Annotated in this window: 8 protein-coding genes and 1 pseudogene; 5 read left to right on the forward strand and 4 right to left on the reverse strand. The window is 65.4% G+C overall.

All coding sequences use genetic code 11. The features are described 5' to 3' along the window. Window positions 1-38: 38 nt before the first annotated feature. Window positions 39-776, reverse strand: coding sequence for a Crp/Fnr family transcriptional regulator (locus IVA81_RS13320; protein ID WP_247317777.1), 738 nt, complete (start codon window positions 774-776; stop codon window positions 39-41). Between the two features lie 159 nt (window positions 777-935). Here IVA81_RS13320 and IVA81_RS13325 point away from each other — a divergent pair, with 159 nt between their 5' ends. Further along, window positions 936-1,124, forward strand: a complete 189-nt coding sequence (locus IVA81_RS13325) for a hypothetical protein (protein ID WP_247317780.1) — start codon at window positions 936-938, stop codon at window positions 1,122-1,124. Between the two features lie 17 nt (window positions 1,125-1,141). Next, a complete protein-coding gene (locus IVA81_RS13330; protein WP_247317796.1) occupies window positions 1,142-1,843 on the forward strand; it encodes a Crp/Fnr family transcriptional regulator in 702 nt (233 codons plus the stop codon). Window positions 1,844-1,882: 39 nt separating this feature from the next. Here the strand turns inward: IVA81_RS13330 and IVA81_RS13335 are convergent, their stop codons facing one another. Both IVA81_RS13335 and IVA81_RS13340 read right to left on the reverse strand, forming a co-directional pair. After that, window positions 1,883-2,107 (reverse strand): hypothetical protein, encoded by a 225-nt coding sequence (locus IVA81_RS13335; protein WP_247317799.1) that lies wholly within the window; start codon window positions 2,105-2,107, stop codon window positions 1,883-1,885. A gap of 93 nt (window positions 2,108-2,200) precedes the next feature. After that, entirely contained in the window at window positions 2,201-2,809 is a 609-nt protein-coding gene (locus IVA81_RS13340) for a cupin (RefSeq protein ID WP_247317803.1), read from the reverse strand. A 236-nt stretch (window positions 2,810-3,045) separates the two neighbouring features. On the opposite strand from IVA81_RS13340, the gene IVA81_RS13345 reads away from it, so the two are divergent. After that, window positions 3,046-3,927, forward strand: a complete 882-nt coding sequence (locus tag IVA81_RS13345; protein ID WP_247317807.1) for an AraC family transcriptional regulator — start codon at window positions 3,046-3,048, stop codon at window positions 3,925-3,927. Window positions 3,928-4,666: 739 nt separating this feature from the next. On the opposite strand, the gene IVA81_RS13350 is transcribed toward IVA81_RS13345, so the two are convergent. After that, window positions 4,667-4,873, reverse strand: coding sequence for a hypothetical protein (locus IVA81_RS13350; protein WP_247317809.1), 207 nt, complete (start codon window positions 4,871-4,873; stop codon window positions 4,667-4,669). A gap of 272 nt (window positions 4,874-5,145) precedes the next feature. Between IVA81_RS13350 and IVA81_RS13355 the strand changes: the two genes are divergently transcribed. Then, the gene (locus IVA81_RS13355) at window positions 5,146-6,486 is read left to right on the forward strand and encodes a caspase family protein (RefSeq protein ID WP_247317812.1); all 1,341 of its coding nucleotides are present in this window, start codon (window positions 5,146-5,148) and stop codon (window positions 6,484-6,486) included. A 26-nt stretch (window positions 6,487-6,512) separates the two neighbouring features. Further along, window positions 6,513-6,754, forward strand: a pseudogene (locus IVA81_RS13360) (hypothetical protein); the annotation flags it as partial.

A 6,754-nucleotide genomic window follows, 5' to 3' on the forward strand; every position in this document is an offset into this window, starting at 1 on the left:
GGACCCGGCGCCATTCGAGCGGATCTAGGCCGGCGGTCTCACGCACGCGGCGGCGACTGCCGTTTCTGGTGCAGATAGGCCGGGCTGAAATCGCCGAGCTGCTGCAAGTCGCGCCATTTCAGCACGATCAGCTCGCCCTCGCGCAGATCCATGGCTCCGCTGCGCCTGAGCTCGGCCAGTGTGCGGTTCACCGTCGCGATCGCCATGCCCAGCGTCTCGCCGAGCTGCGCCAGGCTGATCGGCATGCGGCAGCGATTGCCGCGGACGAGCTGCGCGGCGCGAGCGCGGTAGAACAACTCGCAGAACAGGTGTGCCATGCGCGCCTGCATCGGCCGGGCGCTGTTGTTGGTGATGGCCTCGCGAAAGATCGCGGCATCGAGCAGCGTCTCGCGCCAGACCGCCAGCCCAAAGCTTGGCCGCCGCCGGAAGGCGATGAACAATTCGCGATGCGGGATGAAGGCGACTGAGGCCGGCCCCAGCGCGCTCAATCCGTGGTCCATCTGGTCGATGAACAGGCCCTGCGCATCCGGCAGGTCGCCGGAGAGATGGAACGCGAGATATTGCCGCCCACCGCCGCCCAGCAGATGGTAGCGCGCAACCATGCCGGTGACGACAAGCACCGAATGTTCGGGTTCGTCGCCCTGACGGATGAAATCCTGATTGGGCTCCAAATCGCGCAGCGTGAAGGTAAGCGCCCGGATTTCCGCAAGATCCTCCTCTGCGAGCGCGGTGTGCTCGCAGAGGTTCCGGATCAGCACGTCGTGGGCTTTTTCCATGGGGCCGCAAAAAATGGCGCCGGTTCTATCAAATGATCCGTCCGGCTTGGGTTCAGCGGACTAGAACGCGAGTCGGAAGCACAGGTTGCTAACCGGTTTGCGACCGTACCGGGTCGCATCCAACCCGTCCCCCTCGACAGCGAATCGAGCCGCCCCTTCATGAGCCCTACGACGATCCTGGAGCGCATCCACAGCCTGTTCAGGCCGGATACGAGCGAGCACCTCGACAGCATCAGCGATGCCTTGGCCGCGGGCACGCTGAAGGAGCCGGTCCGGCCGATGTCCGATCAGGAACTCGCCCGCGCCATCCGCGAGTTCCGCTCGGCGCCGGTGCCGCGCGACGGCTGATGCAGCACGCGAGGCTCATGCCGCATCCGAAGTTCATCGCGCGTCTGCAGGCCATCGAAGGCCTGTCCGAGGACGAACGCCGGCAGGTCGCCGCCCTGCCCTCCACGCTGCGCCAAATTGCCGACGGCGAGATCGTGCTGCGCCAGGGCGAGGCCACCTCGCGCTGCGTCTTCGTCGTGAGCGGCTTCCTCTACCAGGCCCGCATCGTCGGCGACCGCAGCCAGATCCTCGCGTTCCACGTTCCCGGCGACATGCCCTGCCTGCACACGCTGCTGGTCTCGCCGATGGATGCGGACCTCGTCGGCCTTGGACCGACCATCGTCGGCACAGTCGCGCACAGCCAGCTCAAGCAGCTTCTCGACGGCTCCCACCACCTGACACGCGCGTTCTGGCGCGAGACGCTGATCGATGCGGCGATCTCGCGGCAATGGATCGCCCGCCTCGGCGCGCAGGCGGCCTTGCCCAAGGTCGCGCACCTCATCTGCGAGCTCGCCGCAAGGCTGGAGCTCGTCGGCCTCGTCACGGACGGCTGCTTCCAGATGCCGATGACACAGCGGCACGTTGCCGATGCCTGCGGGCTGTCGATCGTCCACGTCAACCGCACCATCCAGGAACTGAGGCACCGTGGATTGATCGCTTGGGAGAGCAGCGAGATCGAGCTGCTGCAACCCGAGGAGCTGCGCAAGCTTGCGGATTTCAGGCCCGACTATCTGACGTGAGCGCGGCGGACAAATGCAAGGTCCGGCGCGCTGGATCAGCTACTTCTTCTTGTCGCCTGTCCTGCGCTGTCCGGACGCGCCTTTGGTTTCAGGCTGGTTTGCCCGATTGGCATTCATGCCTGTGGTGTCCATCGTCCCTCGCTCCGTGGCACCGTTGGTATTTTCCGGCCTGTCCATGCCGGTCTGCGGAGCCGGCCCCGTATTCTGGGCAATGACCGGGCCGGACATGGCTGCAAATGCGACCGCGGCAATGAGTGCTTTCATGGGCATCTCCCTCGTCTGATGAATGACGTGGCCGTACGCGAGTTGTTCCCAGGTGTTCCGGCCGCCGCGCGGGAACTGCGGCGAAGCATCGCCTTACGATCGCGATCGCACCCATGATCTCTGCAGCGGGCCGCCGGGTCCGACCACCGGGTCCCTCTTCGGCTTGCGAGTCTTGGCGATACGCTTGACGGCGTCGGGACGCTCTCGCGTGTCGGTGCACTCGTCGTAGGTCCCGTCCTGCGGATACGCGCCGACGACGAGAAAGTCCCGGCTGGACTCGATGAGCCGGTGTCCCGTGCCTGCGGGAAGGACCAGAACATCGCCGGCCTTCACGCTCAGGATCCGCCCCTTGATCCCGCCGCACTCGAGTCTGGCCGTGCCGCGTGCCACGCCCATCACTTCATGAATCTGCGAATGATAGTGAACGAAGTCGTACACGGTGTCGCGCCACGACCTGCCCCAGCCATTCGTATCGAACAGCGTGTCGATGATGACCTCGGGAGGAAACCGCCGGCTCTTCAGGTTCACCGCGCCGCGATAGAGCAGCACTGGAAATTTCGGATTGTTCGGAACGATGCCGTCGTCGCGAAAATGCAGGGCTGCCGGTTTACGGGCTCGCACCAGCGCACGCAAAGTTGCCGCATCGGGATGGTGTTCCACCAGCTTCTTGGCGAAATTCTTGACCTGATCCTTGATCGGCATGGCGTCTCCTCAGCCGCGATTCAACGACGGCAGAGGCGAGAAGTTTCCTGGGTGGAACGGGGATGAAAGCTCGAGTCTGCAAACGGCCTCCCCTTCTCGTCGTTCATCCATAACCTTGGGGGGTGCCCGTGAACGGTCCTTGGCGGCGTTCGGCGACCCGTGGCAAAACCGCAAGATCGGTCGAGCACGTCATGTCCGCGTGCGCTTTAGCTGGTGCTGCCACGGAGAACGGAACGATGACGGCGGCGCTTCAGAACTACCATGCCCGGATGCAGCGGGTGCTGGATCACATCGACCGGCATCTCGACGACAATCTGGACCTGGAGACGTTGAGCAGCGTCGCAGCCTACTCGAAATATCATTTCCACCGGCAGTTCACGGCGACCTTCGGGCTGTCAGTGCATCGCTATATCCAGCTCGCCCGCATGAAGCGCGCTTCATACCGGCTGGCCTACAGCGACGCCGAAAGCGTCACGGATATCGCGATGGATGCCGGCTACGACGCACCTGACGCCTTCGCCCGCGCCTTTCGGCAACGGTTCGGCCAATCGCCGTCGTCGTTCCGGAAGTCTCCCGACTGGGAGCCGTGGCTTGCGGCCTTCGGGCCTCTCGACAACGCGAGGAGCAAGCTCATGCAGAAGACCTTTATCAGCGACGACGTAACGATACGCGATGTCCCCACGACGGCGGTGGCGATCATGGAGCACCGGGGCGATCCGGCGACGCTTCCCGCCACCATCCAGCGGTTCATCGTCTGGCGCAAAGCCGCCGGCCTGCACCCCAGCACAAGCCCGACCTTCAACGTCTGGCGTTCCGAGCGGCGGCCTGCCTCGCCCGCCGACTACAGCGTGGACCTTTGCGTCGGAACCGGCCAACCGATCGAGCCGAACGGCGAAGCGATCAAAGCCGGCGAGATTCCGGGCGGACGCTGCGCAGTGCTGCGGGTCGTCGGCAACACCGACAATCTGGAGCCCGCCGCGCTCTACCTTTATCGCGACTGGCTTCCGGCCAGTGGTGAGGAAGCACGCGACTTCCCGATCTATTGCCAGCGGCTGAGCTTCGTCCCGGAGGTCGGTGAGCACGAGGCGACCGCGGACCTGTTCCTGCCGCTGAAATGAAAGCCTGCCACCACATCCCCGTCATTCCGGGATGCGTGTGAGAGCACGCAGGCCCGGAATCCATCGGGCCGCATGCTCCGCCGCACGATGGATTCCGGGCTCGCCCTTTCAGGGCGCACCGGAATGACGCGTGGAGGCCGAGGCAACCGCGTGCGAGGCGTCGGCCAACACACCGGGACACCCCGTCAATCCCTTCCCGCAAAAATATTCCACTTTCCCGAATTTCGGATTTGTGGCACACACTCGCCATCCCGGCCCTTGCCAAAGGGGCGCTTCGCGATCGTCACGAGATGCGGGCCGGGTGGCGGTGGACGCGGTAGCGCCGGCGCGGATCAGCCTGATGACAGGGCGGGCAACCGTGAGTCTTCAGGCGGCGCGGTACGACCCGGCGCAGTCACAGCGGTCTCGTTGATTCTGGGGGCGAGCACACGCAAGCCTCCAGGCATTTCGGCGGGAGCGTCCGCGGACGGAGAAGTCGTGTGGTCCTGACGCCCGGGGTCTGTGCGTCAAGGTTTGCGGTGATGTGGCGGCCCGACCGGGCACGCGCATCGATCATCCGCAAGGCGACGGGGGCAATAGTGCATCGCTCCCCGGGGAGAGCACGAAGGACACCGTTAAAACCATCCGCGCAGGGAAGGCCGGGCGACCGGCATCACCTGTGGTCCACCCCGTGTGCATTTCTGTTGCGCACGGATCTCGGGTGCCGCCGGCGCCCGGCCTTCCCTGCGCCCTTTGGCCTTCATCGGGCGCCGAACGACAGCAAGCCTCGGGCGAAATGCGCCGCGAGATGGCGAAGGCGCGTCTGCCAGTTGAGCAGAGAGTTGGAGAATGCCGACGATGCCCCTTGCTCCGTCATTGCGAGGAGCCCTTGCGACGAAGCAATCCAGACTGCCGTCGCGGAGGGATTCTGGATTGCTTCCGCCTTCGCCAAGGCTTCGGCGGACAAGTCGCTACGCTCGCAATGACGGTGTTGCGAGAGCGACTCAGCCTCCTCCTCGTGCCCCGGACGCAGCGCAGCGCTTCTTTAGCGGTGCGCTGCAGAGCCGGGGCCCATGCCAAAACGGAGTCCGGAGCGCTGGGTCCCGGCTCTGCGCAGCAGCGTAAGAACGCTGCGGCGCGTCCGGGACACGAGCCTGAGTTACGCCCCACCTCCTCTCTCACCGCTTTTCGCCCGCACACTCAGCTGTTAGACTGGCGCCATTATTTCGAGGAATTTTGATGCGCGCGAGGATTTTCAATCGCGTTTTCGGGCTGGCGGCGCTGGCGCTGCTTGTCGTCATTGCGGAGCCGGCGTCGGCGGAGAAACGCATCGCGCTCGTGGTCGGCAACTCCGCCTACAAGAACATCACGCCGCTCGACAACCCCTCCAAGGATGCGCGCCTGATGGCGGAGACGCTCAGTGCGCTCGGCTTCACGTTGGTCGGCGGACGCGCCCAGCTTGATCTCGACAAGGGCGCAATGGACATCGCCGTGCAGAGCTTCGGCCAGCAAGTCCAGGGCGCCGATGTCGCGCTGTTCTATTATGCCGGCCACGGCGTGCAGGTCGCCGGCTCAAACTATCTCGTGCCCGTTAGCGCCAATCCGACGCGCGAGGCCGACGTCGATTTCCAGATGACCGACGTCAATCTCGTGCTGCGCCAGATGCAGGGCTCCGGCACGCGCCTCAATCTCGTCATCCTGGATGCCTGCCGCAACAACCCGTTCGGCTCACGCGGCTTGCGATCATCGGATGGCGGCCTCGCGCAGATGCGCGCGCCCGAGGGCACGCTGATCTCCTATGCGACCCAGCCCGGCAATGTCGCGCAGGACGGCAGCGACGGTCATAGTCCTTATACGAAGGCGCTGGCGACGACGATCCGGGTCGCAGGTCTCGATGTGTTTCAGACCTTCAACCAGGTCGGCCTCGCGGTGAAGCGCGCCACCGCGGGCGCGCAGCAGCCATGGGTGTCGTCCTCGCCGATCGACGGCACTTTCTATTTCGTCCCCCCGACGCAGACCGCCCCGCCGCCGATCGCGGCGATGCAGCCCGATCCCCTCCCCGCGGAGCGCCTGCGCGCCGATCCCGACCGCGTGCCCTTGCGCGATGCCGCGCTGCTCAGTGAGCTCAGCGAACGGCTCTACGAGCTCAATTTCGACCCTGACACCCCCGACGGCCTCACCCGCGCGATCACAAAACTCCAGCAGCGGATTTCGATGGCGCCGAATGGGGAGCCGACCGAGGGCCTGCTGCTGCGAATGCGCAAGATGGAGGATCTCAAGCCCTGGGGCTCGATCGTCTACGGGCCTGACAGCAGCAAATGGGGCATCTCCTGGAACCACGCCTCGCGGCGCGCGGCGGTGGCGGATGCGCGCGGCAATTGCGCCGGCGCCAAATGCCCGATCGAGCTCTCCTTCTACGGCAGAAGCTGCGGCGCCTTCGCCATCTCGGACAAATCCTGGTCGCTGGTGCAGCGCGAGGGCGTGCAGCGCGCCAGGGACGCCGCGCTTGACGAATGCGGCAAGGCTGGCAAAGCTTGCCGCATTATCGGATCCGTCTGTGCGGACGGATCGGGCCGGTGATGCCTTTTTGATTTTGGATTGTGATCATGCCCAACGCCGCCGTGCGCACGACTGGCCTCGCCTTTGTCTTGAGCCTCGCCTTCTCCCTCCCTTCCGCCTTGGCCCAGTCCGGCAGTTCCGGCGGCTCGATCGGCAATGACGAGAAGTCGCTGTCCGGCTCGCGTTCGGATCGGTCGGCCGAGCCGGCCCCCTCCGCCCGCCGGAGCAAGCCGGCCGAGGAGCCGCGCTCGTCGTCGCGAAGAAGCGGTGGCGGAGGTGGTGGTGGTGA

Source organism: Bradyrhizobium sp. 141 (genome assembly GCF_023074055.1).
In the GTDB taxonomy this organism is placed as follows: domain Bacteria; phylum Pseudomonadota; class Alphaproteobacteria; order Rhizobiales; family Xanthobacteraceae; genus Bradyrhizobium.

What these genes read in the sequence shown, in the direction of transcription:
- IVA81_RS13320 (WP_247317777.1), bottom strand. Translation starts at nt 776, where the DNA reads ATGGAAAAAGCCCACGACGTGCTGATCCGGAACCTCTGCGAGCACACC.
- IVA81_RS13325 (WP_247317780.1), top strand. Translation starts at nt 936, where the DNA reads ATGAGCCCTACGACGATCCTGGAGCGCATCCACAGCCTGTTCAGGCCG.
- IVA81_RS13330 (WP_247317796.1), top strand. Translation starts at nt 1,142, where the DNA reads ATGCCGCATCCGAAGTTCATCGCGCGTCTGCAGGCCATCGAAGGCCTG.
- IVA81_RS13335 (WP_247317799.1), bottom strand. Translation starts at nt 2,107, where the DNA reads ATGAAAGCACTCATTGCCGCGGTCGCATTTGCAGCCATGTCCGGCCCG.
- IVA81_RS13340 (WP_247317803.1), bottom strand. Translation starts at nt 2,809, where the DNA reads ATGCCGATCAAGGATCAGGTCAAGAATTTCGCCAAGAAGCTGGTGGAA.
- IVA81_RS13345 (WP_247317807.1), top strand. Translation starts at nt 3,046, where the DNA reads ATGACGGCGGCGCTTCAGAACTACCATGCCCGGATGCAGCGGGTGCTG.
- IVA81_RS13355 (WP_247317812.1), top strand. Translation starts at nt 5,146, where the DNA reads ATGCGCGCGAGGATTTTCAATCGCGTTTTCGGGCTGGCGGCGCTGGCG.